22 protein-coding genes are annotated in these 20,318 nt (G+C 71.0%); 8 read left to right on the forward strand and 14 right to left on the reverse strand.

The features are described from left to right. Nucleotide 1: 1 nt before the first annotated feature. The 6 genes from AMYTH_RS0135670 to AMYTH_RS0135695 form a co-directional block, all read right to left on the reverse strand. Nucleotides 2–667 carry a hypothetical protein gene (locus tag AMYTH_RS0135670; protein WP_027934228.1) on the reverse strand — a complete coding sequence of 222 codons (666 nt, stop codon included), beginning with the start codon at nt 665–667 and terminating at the stop codon, nt 2–4. Next, on the reverse strand, nt 664–810 hold the full coding sequence (locus AMYTH_RS49280; protein WP_157360717.1) for a hypothetical protein: 147 nt from the start codon (nt 808–810) through the stop codon (nt 664–666). The genes AMYTH_RS0135670 and AMYTH_RS49280 overlap by 4 nt, the downstream gene beginning before the upstream one ends. Then, nucleotides 807–1,109 (reverse strand): hypothetical protein, encoded by a 303-nt coding sequence (locus AMYTH_RS0135680; protein WP_027934229.1) that lies wholly within the window; start codon nt 1,107–1,109, stop codon nt 807–809. The genes AMYTH_RS49280 and AMYTH_RS0135680 overlap by 4 nt, the downstream gene beginning before the upstream one ends. A gap of 139 nt (nt 1,110–1,248) precedes the next feature. Further along, a complete protein-coding gene (locus AMYTH_RS0135685) occupies nt 1,249–1,914 on the reverse strand; it encodes a GntR family transcriptional regulator (protein WP_017984636.1) in 666 nt (221 codons plus the stop codon). A 3-nt stretch (nt 1,915–1,917) separates the two neighbouring features. After that, nucleotides 1,918–2,634 carry a maleate cis-trans isomerase family protein gene (locus AMYTH_RS0135690; protein ID WP_027934230.1) on the reverse strand — a complete coding sequence of 239 codons (717 nt, stop codon included), beginning with the start codon at nt 2,632–2,634 and terminating at the stop codon, nt 1,918–1,920. Nucleotides 2,635–2,675: 41 nt separating this feature from the next. Further along, on the reverse strand, nt 2,676–3,416 hold the full coding sequence (locus AMYTH_RS0135695; RefSeq protein WP_020421574.1) for a maleate cis-trans isomerase family protein: 741 nt from the start codon (nt 3,414–3,416) through the stop codon (nt 2,676–2,678). A gap of 90 nt (nt 3,417–3,506) precedes the next feature. Here AMYTH_RS0135695 and AMYTH_RS0135700 point away from each other — a divergent pair, with 90 nt between their 5' ends. The 3 genes from AMYTH_RS0135700 (at nt 3,507) to AMYTH_RS0135710 (ending at nt 7,805) form a co-directional block, all read left to right on the forward strand. After that, on the forward strand, nt 3,507–4,502 hold the full coding sequence (locus AMYTH_RS0135700) for a D-2-hydroxyacid dehydrogenase (RefSeq protein ID WP_027934231.1): 996 nt from the start codon (nt 3,507–3,509) through the stop codon (nt 4,500–4,502). Between the two features lie 10 nt (nt 4,503–4,512). After that, nucleotides 4,513–5,907: an amidase gene (locus AMYTH_RS0135705; protein WP_027934232.1), complete on the forward strand. Its 1,395-nt coding sequence runs from the start codon at nt 4,513–4,515 to the stop codon at nt 5,905–5,907. 923 nt (nt 5,908–6,830) lie between these two features. After that, nucleotides 6,831–7,805, forward strand: a complete 975-nt coding sequence (locus AMYTH_RS0135710) for an aldo/keto reductase (RefSeq protein ID WP_037322941.1) — start codon at nt 6,831–6,833, stop codon at nt 7,803–7,805. A gap of 39 nt (nt 7,806–7,844) precedes the next feature. Here the strand turns inward: AMYTH_RS0135710 and AMYTH_RS0135715 are convergent, their stop codons facing one another. Then, nucleotides 7,845–9,209: a WS/DGAT/MGAT family O-acyltransferase gene (locus AMYTH_RS0135715; RefSeq protein WP_027934234.1), complete on the reverse strand. Its 1,365-nt coding sequence runs from the start codon at nt 9,207–9,209 to the stop codon at nt 7,845–7,847. Between the two features lie 93 nt (nt 9,210–9,302). Between AMYTH_RS0135715 and AMYTH_RS0135720 the strand changes: the two genes are divergently transcribed. Together AMYTH_RS0135720 and AMYTH_RS0135725 are read left to right on the forward strand one after the other, a co-directional pair. After that, entirely contained in the window at nt 9,303–10,304 is a 1,002-nt protein-coding gene (locus AMYTH_RS0135720; RefSeq protein ID WP_027934235.1) for a glutathione S-transferase family protein, read from the forward strand. A 22-nt stretch (nt 10,305–10,326) separates the two neighbouring features. Further along, nucleotides 10,327–11,970, forward strand: coding sequence for a thiamine pyrophosphate-binding protein (locus AMYTH_RS0135725; protein ID WP_084022744.1), 1,644 nt, complete (start codon nt 10,327–10,329; stop codon nt 11,968–11,970). Between the two features lie 536 nt (nt 11,971–12,506). On the opposite strand, the gene AMYTH_RS51105 is transcribed toward AMYTH_RS0135725, so the two are convergent. The 3 genes from AMYTH_RS51105 to AMYTH_RS0135740 form a co-directional block, all read right to left on the reverse strand. Beyond that, nucleotides 12,507–12,812 (reverse strand): sigma factor, encoded by a 306-nt coding sequence (locus AMYTH_RS51105; protein ID WP_323807249.1) that lies wholly within the window; start codon nt 12,810–12,812, stop codon nt 12,507–12,509. A gap of 184 nt (nt 12,813–12,996) precedes the next feature. Then, the gene (locus tag AMYTH_RS0135735) at nt 12,997–13,968 is read right to left on the reverse strand and encodes a zinc-binding dehydrogenase (protein ID WP_037322942.1); all 972 of its coding nucleotides are present in this window, start codon (nt 13,966–13,968) and stop codon (nt 12,997–12,999) included. Between the two features lie 580 nt (nt 13,969–14,548). Next, nucleotides 14,549–15,166, reverse strand: a complete 618-nt coding sequence (locus AMYTH_RS0135740; RefSeq protein ID WP_027934239.1) for a flavodoxin family protein — start codon at nt 15,164–15,166, stop codon at nt 14,549–14,551. A 104-nt stretch (nt 15,167–15,270) separates the two neighbouring features. On the opposite strand from AMYTH_RS0135740, the gene AMYTH_RS0135745 reads away from it, so the two are divergent. Beyond that, complete coding sequence (locus AMYTH_RS0135745) at nt 15,271–15,462, forward strand: DUF2795 domain-containing protein (protein WP_027934240.1); 192 nt, start codon at nt 15,271–15,273, stop codon at nt 15,460–15,462. 49 nt (nt 15,463–15,511) lie between these two features. On the opposite strand, the gene AMYTH_RS0135750 is transcribed toward AMYTH_RS0135745, so the two are convergent. From AMYTH_RS0135750 to AMYTH_RS0135760, 3 genes are read right to left on the reverse strand one after another with little or no spacing between them, the layout of a single operon-like run. After that, entirely contained in the window at nt 15,512–16,342 is an 831-nt protein-coding gene (locus AMYTH_RS0135750; RefSeq protein WP_027934241.1) for an alpha/beta fold hydrolase, read from the reverse strand. Nucleotides 16,343–16,373: 31 nt separating this feature from the next. Beyond that, the gene (gene styA, locus AMYTH_RS0135755; protein ID WP_027934242.1) at nt 16,374–17,603 is read right to left on the reverse strand and encodes a styrene monooxygenase subunit StyA; all 1,230 of its coding nucleotides are present in this window, start codon (nt 17,601–17,603) and stop codon (nt 16,374–16,376) included. A gap of 16 nt (nt 17,604–17,619) precedes the next feature. Then, nucleotides 17,620–18,111, reverse strand: a complete 492-nt coding sequence (locus AMYTH_RS0135760; protein WP_027934243.1) for a flavin reductase family protein — start codon at nt 18,109–18,111, stop codon at nt 17,620–17,622. 85 nt (nt 18,112–18,196) lie between these two features. On the opposite strand from AMYTH_RS0135760, the gene AMYTH_RS0135765 reads away from it, so the two are divergent. Together AMYTH_RS0135765 and AMYTH_RS0135770 are read left to right on the forward strand one after the other, a co-directional pair. After that, nucleotides 18,197–18,916, forward strand: coding sequence for an IclR family transcriptional regulator (locus AMYTH_RS0135765; RefSeq protein WP_228685099.1), 720 nt, complete (start codon nt 18,197–18,199; stop codon nt 18,914–18,916). Between the two features lie 37 nt (nt 18,917–18,953). Next, complete coding sequence (locus tag AMYTH_RS0135770) at nt 18,954–19,406, forward strand: hypothetical protein (protein WP_027934245.1); 453 nt, start codon at nt 18,954–18,956, stop codon at nt 19,404–19,406. On the opposite strand, the gene AMYTH_RS0135775 is transcribed toward AMYTH_RS0135770, so the two are convergent. After that, complete coding sequence (locus AMYTH_RS0135775) at nt 19,403–20,233, reverse strand: PaaX family transcriptional regulator (protein WP_255346897.1); 831 nt, start codon at nt 20,231–20,233, stop codon at nt 19,403–19,405. The genes AMYTH_RS0135770 and AMYTH_RS0135775 overlap by 4 nt on opposite strands. Between the last annotated feature and the right edge of the window lie 85 nt (nt 20,234–20,318).

A 20,318-nucleotide genomic window follows, 5' to 3' on the forward strand; every position in this document is an offset into this window, starting at 1 on the left:
GTCAGGCGCGGATGAGCGCGGTGGCGAGCATCTGCCCGACGCGCGGCAGGTCGGTTTCCATCTGCACGGGCGGAACGGCAGCGTTCTTGTCGTCGACGCTGTAGGTAGCCACCGTCGCCGCGTTCTGCCTGGCGAGGAGCAGGATGCAGACCCGGTTGAAGCCGAAGGAGTCCGTCGTGTCCCCGCAGAAGGCGGCCTGCTCGTCAGCGCCGACGAGCGGCGGCAGCGGGACCCGGACGGCTCCGGGAAGCTGGATGCAGCCCCGGAACGTGCGCGCCTGGGCCACCGCGGTGGGGCCGCTGGGGCCACGGTAGGACGCGGTCATCACGAAAAGCGTCGTGCCGTGGTCGAAGCTTCCCGAACCGGCGGTGCCGTATTCGGCGGCCTGGATGGCGACGTCCGAGGGCAGGTAACCCGGGCAGTCGTAGATGAACTTGTAACGCGAGTTCTCCGATTCGATGAACGGCAGTGGTGGGGACGACCAGTACAGATCCAGCTGGGCGAGTTCCGGGTCGGTGGGCATGGCGCCGACGAGCCGCTGCTGGAGGTCGTACTTGGACACGACCGGCCCGGTGCCCGGCCCCGGGACGTCCGCGGTGCCGGCGATCTCGGTGCTGCACCCGGCGAGGACGAGCACCGCGGCGAGCAGCGCCGCGAGGCCCCTCACGCCCGGCTCACTGCGGTGGGCAGCAGGGCCGTCAGCGTGGTGAGCGCGTTCTGGGCGGTGGTGCGCATCTTGCCCGGGATGTCCCCGGTGTACCAACAGCTCACGAGCAGGACGAGCAGAGCGGCGAGTGCGATTCGGTTCACGCGCGCTCCAGTCCGTGCGCCAGCTCCGCCGCCAGCCGCTGCGTGAAGGACCTCGCCGACTCCTGTTCGGCGGCGTCGGCGATGCCGAGGCAGCGGAACTCGGCTGCCGCGGCCAGGTCGTCCCGCGCCTCGGCCAGCGCCTCGGCGGCGTCGATGCCCTGGTACTGGATGGACAGTTCGGCCAGCGCGTAGTGGTCGCCCTGCCAGGTCTGCTGCTCGGCGCGCACGATCTTCGCGTCCGTGGCCAGCTGAGTCGCGCACGCGGATACGAGCGCGAACTTCTTGTTCTGTGACGGCATGAATGGGACCGGTCCGCCCGGCGAGTCGAGCTCCAGCCGCCAGTGCCCAGACCCGCACGCGATCCTCCCCGTTCCACCGCGTCGCGCGCGGACGAAACCAAGATCGCGGACCCGCAACCTTCCGTTACAGCAGCACGAATCAGGCGTGCAGGCTGGTTCCCGGGGCGAGGCGCTGCACCGCGTCCTCCATATGCGCCTCCAGCAGCGACACCGCGAGCTCCTCGTCACCGGCGCCGATCGCCTCCGCGATGCGCTTGTGCTCGGTCACCCGCTCCTCGTTGGTCGCGTACGTGCGGTGCAGCGCGGACAGGCACATCCGCGTCTCGATGAGCAGCGTCCGCGCCATCCGCCCGAGCCGCTTCGACCCGGAGGCCGCCACCAGCTCCTCGTGGAACCGGACGTCCGCGGCCGACACCTCGTCCCCGTCGGTGGCCGACGCCATCTCCTCCACCGCGTCCAGCAGCCGGAGGGCCAGCCCCTCGCGGTCACCGTGGCGCAGCACCCGGATCAGCGCGGCCCGCTCGATGGCGAACCGCGCCGAGTAGATGTCGTGCACGTCGTCCGGCTCGAGGTCGATCACGAACAGCCCGCGGTGCCGCTCACTGCGCAGCAGGCCCTCCGACACCAGCCGCTGCATCGCCTCGCGCAGCGGGCCGCGGGACACCTGGAACCGGCCGGCCAGCTCGGTCTCCCCGAGCTGCGTGCCCGGCGCGAACGTGCCGTTCATGATCGCCTCGCGGAGCTGCCGCGCGATGATCGCCGCGGTCGACTCCCGGCTCACCGGTTCGATGTCGGCCAGGGCCATGGTTCACCTGCCTTCTGCGAACAGCCTGCCCAGCTGGTCGCACCGGGGCACCTGGCCGGTCAGCCGGAGCCCTTCCCAGATCGTCACCTGGTTCGCGGTCAGGACGGGCTTGCCCAGCCGCTCCTCGATCGCGCCAAGCACACCCAGCGTGCGCATCGCGGTGTCGGGCACCAGCACGGCGTCCGCCGCCGGGTGATCATGCGCCACCGCCAGCTCGACGACGGCCTCGGGGCTCAGCCTGCCCACCTCCGCGGCCGTGTCGATGTCCTCGCTCGACATGGCGACCACCTCGATACCGCCCGCGCCGAGGAAGTCCACGAACAACTTCGCCACGTCGTCCGGATAGCTCGCGGCCACCGAAACCCGCTTCAGGCCGAGCGCCTGCGCGGCCCGGACGAACGCGAACGACGTGCTCGACGCCGGCTTCCCCGCCGCGGCCGACAGCTTCTCCACCTGCTCGTGCGCGCCCTGCCAGCGGTAGACGAAGCTGCCGCTGGTGCACGCCCACACGACGGCGTCCGGCTCGTGCTTGGCGAGCAGCGCGGCGCCCTCGGACAGCCGTTTCTCGCTGCCCAGGTCGAGCAGCTCGGGCACGGCGTGCAGGTCGGTGCCGTAGATGTGCTCGACGGGCAGCGAGATCCGGTAACCCAGCAGCTGCTCGGCGAACGGGTAGTCGTCCTCCGCGGCGTGGTCCGGGTAGATGAAGCCGACGGTCGCCATGCACAAACCTCCAAATTGTAGACAATCCTACGTGACGGTGTTCAGGACACTTCGCGCAACCACTTGCCGGGGCCGACGATCGGCAGCTCCATGCGTCTCAGGCAAGCCCACATCGTCAGCTGGTTCGCGGTCAGCACGGGCTTGCCCAGGGCCACCTCCAGCGGTTCGATCACGTCGTACGTCGGGAGGTTCGTGCAGCTCACGAAGATCGCCTCGGCGTCGGGGTGGTCGGCCCCGAGGATCCGCTCGGCGATCGTGCGGTAGCTGACCTTCCAGATCCCGCCGCCGAGGCCGAGGTGGTCGCTGGAGACGGTGTCCACGTTCAGCTCGGCGAGGAAGTCGTGCAGGCTCGCCGTCAGGTCCGCGTCGTACGGGGTGATCACCGCGACCTTGTGGACGTCCAGCAGGTGCAGCACCTCGGCCAGCGCGCCCGACGTGGTGACCGCGTCCGGCGCGCCGGCGTCGCAGATCGCCTTGCACAGCGAGCGTTCGTAGTCCAGGCCGTTGACGAAGCTGCCCGACGTGCACAGGTACGCGACCACCTCGGGCTCGACGTGCAGCACGTCGCGGGTGGCGGCGGCCAGGTGCTGGTGGTTGCTGACCAGCTGGGCCATCTCCATGCTGACCGGCACCGGTTCGTAGGGCGTGCGGGCGAGGTGCAGCGACACCTCCATCGGGATCCAGCGCCAGAGCTCACGCTCCAGCGCCAGGTCGAAGGGTGCGATGACTCCGATGCCTCGCTGTGCCAGTGGCCCGTCGAAGACAGGGAAGTCGAAATCCAAGGCTCAGCCTCCGGGACGTTCTGAAGGAAGCCTCCGGGGTGGCTCCTCGGATTGTTGACAATCATACGACCGGCTCTTACCGTGTCAACGGTGATCGGTACTGAGAATCCGGTGCTGGCGGTGTTGTGCGGTGAAGACCAGGCCCGGGACCTCACCGAATCGCCGGCCATGCAGCGCATCGCTTCGACGGCCGTCGTGCGTTACACCGGCGAGGCCGGCCTGGCCGACGCGCTCCGCGGCGCCGACGTCCTTTTTGTCCACGACTTCCTTTCCCGTGCGGTGCCGGACGCCTGGCACGCGGCGGACCGGCTGCGCTGGCTGCACATCGCGAGCGCCGGCGTGGACCCGGTGATGTTCCCCGGCATGCGGGACAGCGACGTCGTGCTCACCAACTCGCGGGGCGTGTTCGACGACTCGATAGCGGAGTACGTCCTGGGGATGATCCTCACCTTCGCGAAGGACCTGCACGGATCGCTCGACCTGCAGCGCCAGAGCCGCTGGCAGCACCGCGAGACCGAGCGGATCGCCGGGCGCTCGGCGCTGGTGGTGGGCACCGGGCCGATCGGCAGGGCGATCGCGCGGATGCTGCGCGCCGTCGGGATGAGCGTTTCGGGCGCCGGCCGCCGGGCGCGTTCCGGTGACCCGGACTTCGGGGACGTGCACGCCTCCGACCGGCTGGTGGAGCACCTCCCGGCGTTCGACTACGTCGTCGCCGTGGCGCCGCTGACCGAGGAGACCAAGGGCCTGTTCGACGCCGCCGCGTTCGCCGCGATGAAGCCGACGGCGCGGTTCGTCAACGTGGGCCGCGGCGAGCTGGTGGTCACCGGCGACCTGGTCGAGGCCCTGCGGACGGGGCGCATCGCGGGCGCCGCGCTGGACGTGTTCGACACCGAGCCGCTGCCCGTCGACAGTCCGTTGTGGACGATGCGGAACGTGCTGGTCTCGCCGCACATGTCCGGTGACTTCATCGGGTGGCGGGACACGCTGGTCGAGGTGTTCGCGGACAACTTCCACCGCTGGCAGACTGGCGCCCCGCTTCGTAATGTCGTGGACAAGCAGCTGGGGTACGTGCCGTCCGATCGGTGAGGAGTTCACCATGAGCACCCTGTTGACGGCGAGTGAGCTGGTCGCCGCCTACTCGACCGGGGAGATCAGCCCCGTCGAGGCGACAGAGGCCGCGCTGCGCTCGATCGAGGAGCGGGACCGGGAGTGCAACGCGTTCTGCCTGGTCGACCCGGAGGTGGCCCGCGAGGGCGCCAAGGCGTCGGAGACGCGGTGGCGCGAGGGCAACCCGATCGGCTCGCTGGACGGGGTGCCGACCTCGATCAAGGACATGTTCCTGACCCAGGGCTGGCCCACCCTGCGTGGTTCGACGTGCGTCGACCGGGACCAGCCGTGGGAGGTGGACAGCCCGGTCACCGCGCGGCTGCGGGAGAACGGGCTGGTCCTGCTCGGCAAGACGACCACGCCCGAGCTGGCGTGGAAGGGCGTGACGGACAACCCGCTGACCGGGGTGACGCGCAACCCGTGGAACCCGGCGAAGACGCCCGGCGGGTCCAGCGGTGGCAGTGGTGCGGCGGTCGCGGCCGGGATGGGTGAGCTGTCGGTCGGGACCGACGGTGGCGGGTCCGTGCGGATCCCGGCGTCGTTCTGCGGGATCGTCGGGCTGAAGCCGACATACGGTCGTATCCCGTTGTGGCCGGCGAGCCCGTTCGGGGCGTTGTCGCACGCGGGGCCGATGGCGCGGTCGGTGTCGGACGTGGCGTTGTTGCTGGACGTGCTGGCGCTGCCGGACCACCGGGACCCGAACGCGCTGGAGCCGCCGGCGGGCGCGTACCGCGAGGCCGTGCGGCGGGATGTGCGGGGTTTGTACGCGGCGTTCTCGCCGACGCTCGGCTGGGCCCGCGTGGACCCGGAGGTGCGGGAGATAGTCACGTCGGCGGTCGCGGCGCTCGATGAGGCCGGGTTGCGGGTCGAGGAGGCCGACCCGGGTTTCGCCGACCCGCGGGAGGCGTTCGACGTGCTGTGGTCGACCGGCGCGGCCCAGTGGCTGGACACGTTCCCGGCCGGCTGCGAGGCGAAGGTCGACCCGGGCCTGCGGCAGGTGTGGGAGCAGGGCAAGACGTACTCGGCGGCTGACTATCTGGCGGCCAACGCGGAGCGCGCGGCGCTGGGCATCCGGATGGGCGAGTTCCACACGCGGTACGACGTGCTGATCACCCCGACGGTGGCCGTCCCGCCCTTCGAGGCCGGTTTCGACGTGCCGCCGGGCAGCGGAATGAGCGGCTGGCCGGACTGGACGCCCTTCACGTACCCGTTCAACATGACCCAGCAGCCGGCGATCAGCGTGCCGGCGGGGATGACGGCGGATGGCCTGCCGGTGGGGTTGCAGATCGTGGGGCCCCGGCACTCGGATGACCTGGTGCTGGCCGTGGCGAGGCTCTTCGAGGAGGTCCGCCCGTGGCCGACGGACCGGCCCGCTGGGCGGTGAGCTGGGCGGCCGGGTGCGCCGTGAGCTGGGTGGCCGGCTGGGCGGTGAATGATCCGTTCATCGCGCTGCGAGGTGGGTCTGTCGTCGGGTCGCGAGTGGCGCGTGCATGAGTGGGCCTCCCGTTAAGCGGTGAATGGTCCGTTCATCGCGCCGCGAGGTGGGTCTGTCGTGGACTCGCGAGTGGTGGCTGCGTGGGTGGGTCCATCGTCAAGCGGTGAATGGTCCTTTCGTCGCGCTGCGAGGTGGGTCTGTCGTGGACTCGCGAGTGGTGGCTGGGTGGGTGGGTCCGTCGTCAAGCGGTGAATGGTCCTTTCGTCGCGCTGCGAGGTGGGTCTGTCGTCGGGTCGCGAGTGGCGCGTGCATGAGTGGGCCTCACGTCAAGCAATGAATGGCCCGTTCATCGCGGTGCGAGTTGCATCTGTCGTGGACTTCCGAGTGGCGCGCATGAGTGGGCCTGTCGCCGAGCGATGAACGGTCGGTTCATCTCTGTGCGAAGTGCATCTGTCGTCGAGTCGCCAGCCGCGCGTGCACGAGTGGGCCTCTCGTCAAGCGGTGAATGGTCCGTTCACGGCGTGTGAGGTGTCCTGTCGTGAGGCACGAGGGGTGCGTGCGGGCGGGCCGTTCGCTGAGCGGTGAATGGTCCGTTCATCGCGGCGCGAGGTGAACCTGTCGTCCACTTGCCACTCGCGCCCGCGCGAGTGGGTCCTCTCGTCAAGCGGTGAATGGTCCGTTCATCGCCGCACGAGCCGCGCGAGCCGCACGAGCTGCACCTGCCGTCGACCCGCCAGCCGCAACCACATGAGTGGTCCACTCGCCAAGCCATGAACGGTCCGTTCGCTCACCACCAAAATCCACAAAGGACCCACAACCGCCCAGAGCAGCTCCACGATGCGCCCCACCGCGCCGTGTGCTGTCCTTGAACCATGCGGAGAACCACTTTGGGCAAGAGCGGACTCGACGTCTCCCGGATCGCGTTCGGGACCTGGCAGCTCGGCGGCGACTGGGGCTCCTTCGACGAGGACGCGGCCGTCCAGGCCATCCAGCACGCACGTGAGCTCGGCGTGAACTTCTTCGACACCGCTCAGGCGTACGGCTTCGGCAAATCGGAAGCCCTCCTCGGCCGCGCCCTGCGCGACGAGCTGAAACGCGACCGCGACAGCCTGGTGATCGCCACCAAGGGCGGCATCAACCCGGGCAGCGACCGGCCCCGCGACGCTCGCCGCGACTGGTTGCGCAAGGGCGTCGACGAGAGCCTGCGCCACCTCGACCTCGACCACATCGACCTGTACCAGGTCCACTGGCCCGACCCCGACACCCCGGCCGAGGAAACCGCCCAGGCACTGCAGGAACTCGTCGACGCGGGCAAGATCCGCCACGTCGGCGTGTCCAACTACGACACCGCGCAACTGGCCGCGTTCGACCGCACCCGCCCGGTCGAGACCCTGCAGCCGCCCTACCACCTGTTCCGCCGCGCGATCGAAGACGACCCGCTCCCGTACTGCCGCGAACACGACATCGGCGTCCTCGTCTACAGCCCGCTCGGCAGCGGCCTCCTGACCGGCGCCCTCAACCCGCGCACGACCTTCGAGCCCGGCGACTGGCGCGCGAACTCCAGCGCGTTCCAGGGCGCGAACTTCCAGAAGAACCTGGAGGTCGTCGAGCAGTTGAAGAACCTCGCGGCCGAGAAGGGCGCCACCGTCAGCCAGCTCGCCATCGCGTGGACCCTGCACCAGCCGGGCGTCCACGTGGCGATCGTCGGCGCGCGGCGGGCCCGCAACATCGAGGACAGCGTCGCCGCGGCGGATCTCGACCTCACCGGTGAGGACCTGGTCCGCATCGAGAAGATCGCCTCGCGTGGCGTCCAGGTCGAGGGCGCCAGCCCGGAGGGCGTGGCCTGACCACGACCGGCGGGGGCCGCGGGCCGGCCCCCGCCCACGTCAGCGCGCGGCGAACTCCAGTTCCTCCAGCGCCGTGTCCAGGTGCGTCAGGATCCGCTGCAGGTGCGGCACCGACCGGCGGCACCCCGTGATCCCGAAGTCCAGGTTGTCCCCGTTGTTGGTCAGCGTGATGTTGAGCGCCTGCCCGTCCAGCAGCACCGACGCCGGGTAGATGCCGTCCAGCTTCGCGCCGTTCCAGTACATCTGCTTGCGCGGCCCCGGCACGTTCGAGATCACCAGGTTGAACGGCGGGCGCGTGTTGTTCACGAACCCGGGCACCGGCGAGATACCCAGCTGCGCCACGTTGATGCCGGACAGCAGCAGCGCCTGCAACGGCGTCAGCTCCTTGAAGATCCGCTTCGCCTCGCGCATCGACTGGTGGATCGTCATCAGCCGGGACGCCGGATCCGGCTTGTCGGTGCCCAGGTTGCACAGCACCGCGCCGATCTGGTTGCCCGCGGCCTCCCCGGTGTCGGTCGGCTTGCGCATCGACACCGGCACCATCGCGACGAGCGGCGCGTCCGGCAGCGCGCGCTGCTCGATGAGGTAGTCCCGCAACGCGCCCGAGCACATCGCGAGCACCACGTCGTTGCGGGAGGTCCCGGTGGCGGTCGCGATCGCACGCACCCGCCCGAGCGGCCAGGACTGCGCCGCGAACCGGCGCGCGCCGCCGATCGGCACGTTGAAGATCGTCTTCGGGGCCTGCATCGGCAGCAGCAGCGTGTGCTCGCGGAACGCTTCCCGCGCCACCTTCGCCGCCGCCGGCGCCATTCCGGCGATCTGCTTCAGCGAACTCGTGCCCACGCGCAGCAGTGACCGTGCGTTACGCGGCGGCTTGCCGCGGGACACCTGACGCGAGCCCCACGGCGGCGGGCAGCTGCGGTCGTCCGGGTCGTCGGACAGCGTGCCCTGCAGGTGCCGCAACGCCGAAACGCCGTCCATCAGCGCGTGGTGCACCTTGCTGTACATGGCGAACCGGCCGTCCTGCAGGCCTTCGACCAGGTGGATCTCCCAGAGCGGACGGTGCCGGTCGAGCAGCGTGCTGTGCCAGCGCGACGTCAGCTCCAGCAGTTCCCGCACCCGGCCCGGGTACGGCAGCGCGGAATGCCGGAAGTGGTAGTCGAGATCAAGGTCTTCGTCGCGGGCCCATGCGGCGTAACCGAGCGTGTTCACGGGGCGGGCGACGCGCTGCCGGAACAGCGGGCGCACGTCGGTGTTCTTGACCAGGTCCTCACGCAGGCTGCGCAGCCAGGTGTGGTCGGCGCCCTCGGGGGTCTGGAACAGCTGCAGGCCGCCGACGTGCATCGGGTGCTCGCGGCTTTCCACCAGCAGGAACATCGAGTCGGTGAAGGGCATCAACGGCATCGGTGACCACCTTCCGTCGAGGGCGCTGGTGTGCCCAGGGTCATTGAGTCTACGCGTACTGCTACGGCCCGGAACACAATCTACGCTGAGGGAATGACCATCCCGACGGACCCGGAAACCGGCGAGTTCAAGCGAGCGCCGAACCGCTTCACGGCGCGGATCACGGCCGACGGTGCGGACGGCTGGCCGGCCGAGGCGGGCCGGTACCGGCTCGTCGTCAGCCGCGCGTGCCCGTGGGCCAGCCGAGCGCTGATCGTGCGCAGGCTGATGGGGCTGGAGGAAGCGCTGTCTGTGGCGATCGCCGACCCGATCCAGGACGAGCGGAGCTGGCGGTTCACGCTCGACCCCGGGGGACGGGATCCCGTGCTGGGCATTGAGTTCCTCGGCGAGGCCTACCGCGCGGCCGACCCGGACTACGACGGCGGCATCAGCGTGCCCGCGATCGTCGACATCCCCAGCGGCAAGCTGGTCACCAACGACTACCCGCAGATCACCCTCGACCTGGACACGCAGTGGGGCGCCCACTACCGCGACGGCGCGCCGGACCTGTACCCCGAGGCGCTGCGCGACGAGATCGACGAGATCAACCGCGCAGTGCACCGCGACGTCAACGCGGCGGTGTATGAGGCGGGGTTCGCGACGAAGCAGTCCGCCTATGACGACGCGTACCGGCGGTTGTTCTCGCGGCTCGACGAGCTGTCCGAGCGCCTGGCTGGTCAGCGGTACCTGGTCGGGGACACGATCACCGAGGCCGACATCCGGCTGTTCACCACGCTCGTCCGGTTCGACGCGGTCTACCACGGGCACTTCAAGTGCAACCGGAACAAGCTGACCGAGATGCCGGTCTTGTGGGCGTACGCGCGGGATCTGTTCCAGACGCCCGGTTTCGGCGACACCGTGGACTTCGACCACATCAAGCGGCACTACTACCAGGTGCACGAGCAGGTCAACCCGACGCGGATCGTGCCAGCTGGTCCGGACCTTTCCGGGTGGGCGACGCCGCACGGGCGCGCCGACCTGGGCGGACGGCCCTTCGGTGACGGCACACCGCCGGGGCCGCCGCCGCGGGACGAGGTCGTCCCCCCGCAGTGGTGACGGGGTGCCATACTCTGACGGCGTGACGAAGACCGGCGCCCAGCACCTCGTGGACGCGCTGCTCGAGCTCGGGGCCGAGGTCGCGTTCGGCCTCCCGGGCGTGCACAACCTGCCCATCTGGGAAGCCCTCGCGGACAGCCCGCTCCGGCTGATCGGCGTCCGGCACGAACAGACCGCCGGGTACGCGGCGGACGGGTACGCGCGGGCGACCGGCAAACTCGGCGTCGCGATCGTGACGACCGGACCGGGTGCGGCGAACACGATCGCCGCGGTCGGTGAGGCGATGGCCTCCGGCTCGCCGGTGCTGGTGATCGCCACGGACATCCCGGCGGGACTGCGGCGGCCCGGCACGGTGCGCGGCGTCCTGCACGAGACCAGCGACCAGGCCGCGCTGTTCGCGCCGGTGACCAAGGCGGCGTTCACCGTCGAGACGCCCGAGGACCTGGCGCCCACGGTCCTGCGCGCCGCCCGGCTGGCGTTGCGGCCGCAGAGCGGCCCGGTGTACGTCGGTGTTCCCACGGATTTCCTGCGGCACAACGGTTTCCGCGGCCCGGACCCGGAACCGACCGAAGCGTTCCCGGCGCTGGCCATGGCGGATCTCGACGCGGCGCGGCGCATGCTGGCGATGGCGTCGCGGCCGCTGATCTGGGCGGGCGGCGGTGCGGCCAGGGCCGGTGCGGGAGAGGTGATCGGGCAGTTGGCCGAGAAGCTGGCCGCGCCAGTGATCACCACGTTCGCCGCGCGCGGTCTGCTGCCGCCCGCGCACCCGTGTGCCGCGCCGAACCCGGTGCACGCGCCGGAGGTGGGCGCGCTGTGGGACGAGGCCGACGTGGTGCTCGGCATCGGCACCGACTTCGACGGGTTGATGACGCAGAACTGGCTCATGCCCAAGCCGCCGAAGCTCATCGTGATCAACGTCGATCCCAAGGACGCGGCCAAGAACTACCCGCCCGACATCACACTGGCCGGCGACGCGCGGGACGTGGTGCCCGAGCTGCTGCAGGGGTTGCCGGCGCGGCCCGGGCTGGCCGAGCTGACCGAGCGGCTGCAGCGGATCGCCGAGCAGGTGCGCCGCCGCATCCGCAGCGAGGAGCCGCAGGCCGCGGATTTCCTGCGCACACTGGAAGAGACGCTGCCCGAGCGCGCCATGCTGGTGGCGGACATGTGCATCGCCGGTTACTGGGCGGGTGGTTTCCACCGCGTGCGGGCGCCGCACCGGTTCGCGTACCCGATGGGCTGGGGCACGCTCGGGTTCGGCTTCCCGGCCGCGCTGGGCGCGGCGGCCACCGGGGCGGGCCGGGTGGTGTGCGTCAGCGGCGACGGCGGTTTCCTTTACGGGTGCGGCGATCTGGCGACGCTGGCGCAGGAGTCGCTGCCGGTGACGGTGATCATCGTCGACGACGGCGGCTACGGCATGCTCCGGTTCGATCAGGACCGGGAGGGCCTGCCGCACCGCGGGGTCAACCTGCACACGCCGGATTTCGTCGGCCTGGCCCGGTCCTTCGGCGTGGACGCCGGCCGGGTGGAGGGCTTCGGCCGCGCCTTCCGGCGGCTGCTCGGCGAGTTCGTGCGCAGTGACGAGCCGAACGTCCTGGTGGTGCGTGCGTCGTTGAAGCCTCCCGTGAACACCTCGCCCCGGTGGTACCGGGCCATGCGGTCGCGTTGACTCGAACCGGATCCGCGATGTCCACGATCCGCCCGTCGACGACGGTGAACGCGATGACCGAGAGCGGGGCGCCGCCCTCGCTCCAGACGACGAAGCCGGGACGACCGTTGACGAGCACCGCCCCTCCTTGCGCGGCCGCGGACAGCCGTGCGCCGGCGGCGACCTTGGTGGCGCCGAGGACGACGACCGTGCCGTCGGGTGTGTCGGCGGTGAGCTGCACGTCGGAATCGGGCACGCGCAGCAACCCCTCGAAGTCGCCGCGATGGGCGCCGGCCTGGAACGCCTCGACCACCTCCCGTTGCTCCCGGCCCGCGGCCGTTCGCTGACCGCCCGCACCTTCCAGCGCACGGCTGGCGAGCATCTCGGCGGCGGCGGACTTGCCGAGGATCCGGCCGATCTCGTCGAACGGCACCGCGAGCAGGTCGCGCAGCACGACCGCTCACCCGGCCGGAGCGACTCGAGCACGACGAGGAGCGCGAGCCTGACCGGGTCGGCGAGCGCCACGTCGTCCTCGGTCGCGGCATCGTCGGCGGCCGTCACCACGAGCTCCGGCAGCTCGCCGTGGTGCGTTTCGCTTCGACGCGCAGGAGATCCAGGCGGAGTCGGCCGACGACCGTGGTCAGCCGGCCCGCCAGGTTCGCGATGGTGTCGGCGTACTGGCGGGACAGCCGCAACCAGGCCTCCTGGACCATGTCCTCGGCGTCGGTGTGGGAGCCGAGCACGCGGTAGGCGATCGCGCGCTGCCGGTCGCGCTGGGCCTCGAACGCCTCGGTCACCGGGTTCATCCGGGCGGCGCGCCGCCCGGCTCGGCCGGTTGTCCGGCGGCCGCGGGGTGCGACCACAGGATGACCTTGATCGGGCTGCCGGGCGCGCCCACGGTGAGGAAGCGCCCGTCGGGCCCGGGTGATCGACGCCCTGCGCCAGGCCCAGCTTCTCCGTGTAGAACTCCAGTGCGCGGTCCTGGTCGGTCACGTAGGCCGTCACCCGCCGCGGCCCGATGGCAGGACAGGCGCCGGATTCTGGGCGTCAGTCGTTCCGGACCACCACCTTTCCGGTGGCCTGGTTGGCCTCCATGTAGGCATGTGCCTCGACGATCTGGTCCAGCCGGAACACCTGGTCGAGGTTCGGCTGGTACACGCCGCTCGCCACGCCGTCGACGATCGCCTGCAGCGCCTCGCCGCCGGACGCGCCCCGGATGTCGTTGCTCTGGAACGCCGTCAGCTTCGTGCCGGACGGGATCGCCGCCACCGGCTGGAAGTCCGGGATCACCCACTCGCCGCTCAGCATGCCCGCCACGCACACCGTGCCGCCGCGCTTGACCAGCCGCAGCGAATCCGGCACCGTCGGCGCTCCGATCAGGTCCAGCACGAAGTCCGGGCCATCCCGGCACAGCGCGCGGACATCGGTGCCGATGTCCCCGCCGTCCACCACCACGTGCGACGCTCCCGCCTTCTCCAGCGCCGCGACCTTCTCCCGGTTGCGCGTCGTCGCGACGGTCACCAGCCCCCGCTCCCGCGCCAGCGACAGCGTCGCCATCCCCACCGACGATGTCCCGCCGCGGATCAGCAGGCTCTGCCCCGGCGACGCCGGCCCGAACGCCGCGAGCGACCCCCACGCGGTCAGGTACGTCTCCGGCAGCGCGGCGAAGACCTCCCACGGCAGGTCGGTCTGCACCGGCATCAGCAGGTCGTCCGGCAGCAGCGCGTACTCCGCGTACCCGCCGTCGAACTCCCGGCCCATCTCGCCCATCACCGCGGCCACCTTGGTGCCCGGCGCGAGCCGCGCGGACTCCACGACCACGCCGACGCACTCGATGCCCAGCACCCGGGGGAACCGCACGTTCGGCGAAAGACCCTGGCGGGTCATCAGCTCCGACCGGTTCAGCCCGAACCCCTCGACCCGCACCAGGGTCCAGCCGTGCCGCACCTCGGGCACCGGAACTTCCCGCACCCGCAACACTTCCGGCCCACCCGGGCCGTCCACCACAACCGCTCGCATCTCCGCCCCCTTCCGGACACCGCGAACACTAGCGACGGGGTCCGACAATTCCGGGGCGTCAGCGGCGGACTGTCACCCGGGTGGGTTCACCGGGCGGGTTCGCCATGGGGAACGGGATGAGCATGGGGTGGGTGGCTCCACTGTGGTCACGCGGCCGTGGAGCAGGTGCAGGTCGAGGCGACCGGCCCGGGGCGTGGGTGCGCTCGTCCGGCGGTGTCGGTCTTCGCGGCGGGAGATTTCTGCGGGGGTTGAGGTGGCGTAAGGGGGCGCGCGATGTGGGCGTTGGCGGGAGATATTGCTGGGGTTTGGGTTGCGTAGGGGTGGCGGCGTGGTTTCCGCGGTGTCACGGCGGTGCGAGTGGGCCGTGGGGCGTGGGTGCGCTCGTCCGGCGGTGTCGGTCTTCGCGGCGGGAGATTTCTGCGGGGTTGGGGGTTGCGTAAGGGGGTGGTGTGGCGCGCGATGTGGGCGGTGGCGGGGGATATTGCTGGGGTTTGGGGCGTGTAAGGGTGGCAGCGTGGTTCCCGCGGTGTCACGGCGGTGCGACTGGGCCGTGGGGCCTGGGTGCGCTCGTCCGGCGGCGTCAGTCTTCGCCGCGGGGGATCTCTGCTGGGATCGGGCGGTCGCGCAGGGCGGCGGCCACCGCGTAGAGGTTCTTCGCCATCAGGCCCGCCACCTGGTGGACGTACTGGTGCCCGTGGTCGGTGTCGCTGTAGCTCGGGCCCGGTCCGGGGCCCATGTTCCAGTAGACCCAGGCCTGCCCGGGGATGGTGAAGCCGATGTCGCCGAGCGCGCCGTTGATCTCGCTGATCACGTGGTGCGCGCCGTCCTCGTTGCCGGTCACGACCACGCCCGCCACGCGGTTGTATGCAACCGGTGTACCGTCGTCGCCCGTCTCGGACAGCATCGCGTCCATGCGTTCGATCGCCCGCTGCGCGATGGACGAGGGGTGCCCGACCCACGTGGGTGACGCCATGATGAGGATTTCGGAGTTCAGGATCTCCTCGCGGATGCCGGGCCACTCGTCGCCGTCGCCCATGTCGCTGCTGACACCCGGCTTGATGTCGTGGTCGACCAGCCGGATGGTCCGCACGTCCGCGCCGAGTTCGCGCAGGCCTGCCGCTACCAGCTCGGCCAGCGCGTCGGTGTTCGACGGCTCCGGCGAGGGCTTCAACGTGCAGTTCAGGATGGTCGCGCGCATGGTGACTGGCTTCCCGTCCGGTCGATCCGCGAAACGGGACGAGTGACGGCCCGATCGGTGGGTAGCCCCCGGGGCGAACGAGCGACAACAGGAAGGAGCAGGACATGGCTGCCCCGAACCCGATCCAGATGCAGAAGTTCCTGTCCGGCGTCGACTACCCGTGCACGCGGGACAAGCTGGTCGACCACGCGCAGAGCCAGGGCGCGCCGGAGGACGTGCTGGACCACCTGCGCCAGCTGCCGGACCGCGAGTACGACGGCCCGAACGCGGTGAGCGCCGAGTTCTCGCGCTCCTGACCGGAGTCCGACGCGCGGCGCCGTGAACAGGCACGGCGCCGCGGTGGCGTCAGAAGGCGTTCAGGTGTTCCAGCATCATCGCTGTCAGCACCTCCGGAACCTCCTCCGGGATCCAGTGGGTGACGTCCTCCAGCATCTGGAAGGTGTACGGCCCGGTCACCCAGTTCTCGGTGTCCAGCGCCGCCGTCGAGCCGAGGGCGACATCTTCCGTGCTCCACACGTACAGCGTCGGCACGGACACCTTGTCGATGGCGGCGCGCGGGCGGTTCGCGCGGTACCAGTTGAGCGCCGCGGTCAGCGCGCCCGGCTCGGACAGCCGCCGGATGTACTCGTCGACCCGGCTCTGGGGCACCTTCCACTCGAACATGCGCCGCAGCGCCTCGGCGTTGTTCGCGAGCATCTGCCGTTCGGTGGAACCGGACCGCCAGTCGCGCATGTACTGCGACCGCATCTGCTGGTCCTCGTCCGTGCGCAGGGCCTGGCCCAGCGCTCCGGGGTGCGGCGTCGACACCGCGGTCAGCGTCCGCAGCCGCTCCGGGTGCTCCGACGCCGTCCACCACGCGACGGCGCCGCCCCAGTCGTGCCCCACCAGGTCGAACCGCGACCACTCCAGGGCGTCGGCGATCGCCAGCACGTCCCCGACCAGCTCGTCCATGCCGTACTCGGCCGCCTGTTCCGGCCGCACCCCCGGCGAGTAGCCGCGCTGGTCCGGCGCCACCGCCCGGAACCCACGGTCGCCCAGCACCGCGACCTGGTACTCCCAGGAGATCGCCGCCTCCGGGAAGCCGTGCAGCAGCAGCACCGGCCTGCCGCCGGCGGGCCCGGCCGCGATGGCGTCGAACGTGCCGTTCGCGGTCGGGATGCTCAGGTAATCCATCACGCCGGGAACCTTACGGCCTGCCACCGACAGTTCAGTCCGCCATCCCGTGCCCGGCCAGGAACTTCCGCACCCGTTCGGGCGAAGCGAGGATGTCCCACTGGCGGTCGGGGTGGCTGAAGTTGTCGGTGAAGGTGTCCGCCACCGCCTGGTTGGCCGACATCGCGCCGAGCAGCTGCAGCAGGTGCGGGGCGGGCGGCACGCGGACCATCAGGTTGGTCCAGTCCGCCGTCGCGTGCACGACGTTCTCCCGCCGCAGCGCCACTTTCCGGCAGAACCGCTCGTCGAAGGTCTGGTCTTCCAGGATGGTCCGGCCCAGCTCCCAGGCCGAGTACGACGCGCAGTTCGCGCCCTGGCCGACCACCGGGTCCACCACGGTGTGCGCGTCGCCGAGCGCGACGACGTACTTGCCGTTGGGCAGCCGCGTGTAGTCCTCCCGCACGGACGGCAGGACACCGCCCTGCAGCAGGTCCTGCGGCCCGGTGAGCCGGAACTTCGCCGGATCGATCCGCTCGAACGTCCGCGGGTGGTGCTGCCGCGTCTTCTCCAGCACCAGCTTCTCGAACGCGGCGGGGTCGTCGTCGTAGCGCGCCTCGGCCAGCACCTCGGTGTCGCCGCCGGGGATGTTCTCGAACAGCAGCGCCGTGACGTGCCCGGCGAACGAGAAGATCGGGATTTCCAGCAGCTCGCCGTTGCCGGGCGAGATGCTCATCGTGACTCCGCGCGGCTCGGAATGCGCGATGCCCTCGTAGAGCCCGACGCACAGCTTGCGCTGCGGGCTGTCGTAGGGCGACTTGTCCGCCCGGCGCGGGAACATCGCGCTCAGGCTGCCCCGCCCGGAAGCCACGACGACGAGGTCGTGGCGGTCGGACAGCTCCGCCACGTCCGCGGGCTCGACCGGCCGCACCTGGAAGTCGCCACCGCGGTCGGTGAAGTCGCCCAGGATCCGCGGCAGGTAGATCCGGTAGTCCAGCGCCCGCGACGGCGCGGTGAAGAAACCGGGGAACGACAACGGGTCCGGCAGTCCGATGTAGTGGTGGTGGCCGAAGTAGAAGTACTCCTCGGCGTCCCAGTGGTCGATGCCGAGCAACCGCTCGCGTGCCACCGTCGTGTGGTGGTGCGCGACGCTGTTGGGCAGGCGGCCGCCCGCCAGTTGCTCCGCGGTCCGGTCGCTGTAGATGGTGACCGGGACGTCGTGCTGCCGCAGTTGCAGGCCCAGGTGCAGGCCGGCGATCCCGGCGCCGACGATGCCGATTCCCGCCATTGAGAACTCTCCTCGTTCAGTGCAGTGCGCGATAGGAACCGGTGAAGAAGACCAGCGGTTCGACGTCCGAATAGGACAGACGGGTCACGCGGCCGAGGAACAACAGGTGGTCCCCGGCCGGGTGCACCTCGACGACGTCGCAGCCGATGTGGCTGAGCGCGCCGTCCAGGAAGGCGAACCCGTCGTGGTGGTGGAACTCCGGGCGCAGCCCGGGCACCGGCTGCCCGGCGAAGTGCCGCGAATGGTCCTGCTGGTCGCCGGCGAGCACGCTGACCGCGTACCGCCCGGTGCGGCGCAGCAGGCCGGCCATGCGCGACCGGTGCCCGAGCGACACCAGGACCAGTGGCGGCTCAAGCGAGACCGACAGGAAGCCGTTGGCGGTCATGCCGTGCACGTGCTCGCCGTCGACCGTCGTGACCACCGTGACGCCGCTGGTGAACCGCCCCATGGTGCGGCGGAAGTGCGCCGGGTCGACGGCCGGGTGGTCATCGAGCGACGTCTCGGGCACGACGAAGCCTCCCCAGGCAGCAGCTCTGATATCGAGCGTTGATCGGTGTTCTGAGCTCGATATGCGAGCAGCCTAGCGTGTTAGAGTGACGCGGGCAACGAAGGGGAGCGGGGTGGAGACCAAGCCGGGCGTTCGCGCGCAGACGCTGGACCGGGCGCTCGACGTGCTGGACGTCCTCGCCGACGGCCAGCCGCGCACGAGCCACCAGATCGCCGACGCCGCCGGGTTGCACCGCTCGATCGTCTACCGGATCCTGCGCACGCTGGAGGACCGCCAGCTGGCGCGGCGCACCGCGGAAGGCCGCTACACGCTCGGGCTCGGGCTGCTCGTGCTGTCGCGGACCGTCCTCGGCGACGCCCAGGCCCGCCTGCACGAGGTGCTCGGCGAGCTGGCCGACACCGTTGGCGCGACGGCGTTCTTCGCGGTGCCACGAGGTGGTCAGGTCGTCGCCGTGGTGACCGTCGAACCGGATCGCCGCCGCGCCGCCGTCGCCTACCAGCCGTGGACGCGGGCGCCGCTGGACCGCGGGGCGTGCGGCCTGGCGATTCAGTCCACGGGTCCCGCACATCCGGACGAGCGTCCTGAGGTCGGCTGGGCGCGGCAGACCGGGTACGTCCGCACGGTCGGCGAGATCCACGCCGGGCTCACCGAGATCGCCGCGCCCGTCCGGCTCGCGCATGGCGCCGCGGGCAGCGTCGCCGTGGTGTTCGTGCCGGGCGGCGTGGACGAGGACCGGGCCGCCGAGGCGGTGCGGCGTACGGCGATCCGGCTCGGGCAGCCGGAGTCCGGGGTCTGGGAGCTGTAGTTGACCTCCAGTTCGCTGGAGGTTCTACCGTCGGCTCGTGATCAAGGAGTACAGCGACGAAGAAGTGGCCGCCCAGCCCATTGGGGCGTGGAGCGGCGAGGCGTACCGGCTCGTGGTCGGTGCATTGCGGGAGGCGCTCGCGGTCGAGGACCTCACCCAGCCGCACTGGTGGACGCTGAACCACGTCGCGGGCAGGCCGGGGGAGTGGACCCGTGCGGCGCTCGTCCGGCGCCTCGCCCGCTACGACGACCTTGGCATCGACTTCGACGCGGTCTTCGACGACCTCATCGCGCGGGGCTGGCTGGTCGAGCGGGACGGCCTGACCCTCACCGAAGCGGGCGAGGCCGGCCGCCTGCGGGCCCGCGACCGCAACGCGCGCGTCCACGAGCGGATGCACGAGGGGGTGGACCGTGGCGACTTCGTGACCACGATCAACGTCCTGCGGCGGATGGTAGCGAACCTCGGCGGCGACGGGAACCTGCCGGACTAGGCCGCTTCTTCCTCGCTCACCAGCGTGTCCCAGTGGCGCTGCGCGACCGGCCGCCATTCCACGTGCCTGCGGTGGAACAGCTCCGCCGCCTTGGCGCCGCTCCAGCCGTCGGGCAGCAGACGGCCCGGCAGGCGCGGGTCGAGGAACGGGAAGCGGCGCCACTCGTGCACCAGGCGGGTCTGCGCGTGCAGCACCGCCTCGCCCGACTCGGGGGCCAGCGCGGCGAACTCGTCGATGAAGTCCTCGTAGCGCTCTTCCAGGGCCGTCAGGTCCCAGGCCCGCGCGACCATCGCGTCCTCGTCGCCGATCCGGCCGTACGACGCGACGAACGACATCGCCTCCGCGTCCAGTCCCAGCTCACGCACGATGGAGTTCGCCTCGTCCTGCCGGCTCGGGTCGGGGCAGATCCACACTCCGGGCGTCGGCGACCCGAACCCGGCCCAGGTCAGCCGCGTGCGCAGGCTGTGCCGCAGGTCCCGCTTCGTCTCGGGCACCGACACCAGCAGCATCAGCCATGTGCCGTCCCAGGGCGTGTCCGCGCGGCCGAAGCCGTAGATCCGCTCGGCGCCCTCGGTCAGCAGCCGCCGTCCCGGCGCGGTCAGCGACCAGCGCACGCGCCGGCCCTGCCGCTGTGACACCAGCCAGCCCTCGGCCGCGGTGCGGGCCAGGGCCTGGCGGGCCGACTTCTCCTCGACGCCGAACATGCCGAGGACGTCGACGAGGGTGGAGGTCCACACCGGGCGGTCGCGGGGCAGCACGAACTCGCCGAGCACGGTCATCAGCACCGACCGCGCGCTCGTGTGGCTGACCTCGCGCCGCCTGCTCACGGTGGGGCGGGCCGTGGTGTCCGCGATCGCGCTCACCTCCCCGCACAAGCTGACCTCGACGCCATTGGCGTTGCTCAGGTTAGCT

It is taken from the genome of Amycolatopsis thermoflava N1165 (genome assembly GCF_000473265.1).
GTDB classification, from domain to species: Bacteria; Actinomycetota; Actinomycetes; order Mycobacteriales; family Pseudonocardiaceae; genus Amycolatopsis_E; species Amycolatopsis_E thermoflava.

Bases quoted from the DNA above. Each gene is read 5' to 3' on its own strand.
- AMYTH_RS0135680 (WP_027934229.1), bottom strand. From the start codon at position 1,109: ATGCCGTCACAGAACAAGAAGTTCGCGCTCGTATCCGCGTGCGCGACT.
- AMYTH_RS0135735 (WP_037322942.1), bottom strand. From the start codon at position 13,968: ATGCGAGCGGTTGTGGTGGACGGCCCGGGTGGGCCGGAAGTGTTGCGG.
- AMYTH_RS0135685 (WP_017984636.1), bottom strand. From the start codon at position 1,914: ATGGCCCTGGCCGACATCGAACCGGTGAGCCGGGAGTCGACCGCGGCG.
- AMYTH_RS0135740 (WP_027934239.1), bottom strand. From the start codon at position 15,166: ATGCGCGCGACCATCCTGAACTGCACGTTGAAGCCCTCGCCGGAGCCG.
- AMYTH_RS0135745 (WP_027934240.1), top strand. From the start codon at position 15,271: ATGGCTGCCCCGAACCCGATCCAGATGCAGAAGTTCCTGTCCGGCGTC.
- AMYTH_RS0135720 (WP_027934235.1), top strand. From the start codon at position 9,303: ATGACCATCCCGACGGACCCGGAAACCGGCGAGTTCAAGCGAGCGCCG.
- styA (WP_027934242.1), bottom strand. From the start codon at position 17,603: ATGGCGGGAATCGGCATCGTCGGCGCCGGGATCGCCGGCCTGCACCTG.
- AMYTH_RS0135690 (WP_027934230.1), bottom strand. From the start codon at position 2,634: ATGGCGACCGTCGGCTTCATCTACCCGGACCACGCCGCGGAGGACGAC.
- AMYTH_RS0135710 (WP_037322941.1), top strand. From the start codon at position 6,831: ATGCGGAGAACCACTTTGGGCAAGAGCGGACTCGACGTCTCCCGGATC.
- AMYTH_RS0135715 (WP_027934234.1), bottom strand. From the start codon at position 9,209: ATGCCGTTGATGCCCTTCACCGACTCGATGTTCCTGCTGGTGGAAAGC.
- AMYTH_RS0135705 (WP_027934232.1), top strand. From the start codon at position 4,513: ATGAGCACCCTGTTGACGGCGAGTGAGCTGGTCGCCGCCTACTCGACC.